Source organism: Streptococcus pseudopneumoniae, from assembly GCF_038148935.1.
In the GTDB taxonomy this organism is placed as follows: Bacteria; Bacillota; Bacilli; order Lactobacillales; family Streptococcaceae; genus Streptococcus; species Streptococcus pseudopneumoniae_U.
The window spans coordinates 1-275 of the sequence record NZ_JBBJZX010000255.1 but is presented as its reverse complement, the minus strand read 5'-3'; the positions used below and the strand labels follow the sequence as shown (position 1 = coordinate 275).

1 pseudogene is annotated in these 275 nt (G+C 39.6%); it reads right to left on the bottom strand.

The features are described from left to right. Positions 1 to 275, bottom strand: a pseudogene (locus tag WKI42_RS10865) (hypothetical protein); the annotation flags it as partial.

Here is a 275-nt window from a genome sequence, read left to right as displayed (position 1 = left end):
GAACTTGGTCATTATCAGTTTTGGATAGACTGAGAGGATTTGACAAAATCTCTGCATTTTTAGATTCTGTTGATGCTGACTTGAGTTGATCACTAGCATTACCTAATCCTTGTCCCAAAGAAGCAACTCCTATCTGTAAACCTTCCAATCCAGAAGTTAACTTTGTTCCACCTTCTGCTAGTTTCCCAGCTCCATCTGCCAATTTATTAGCTCCACTTTCTAATTGAGAAGCACCTGAAAGTAACTGACTGGATTTGTCAACTAGTTGGCTAGAG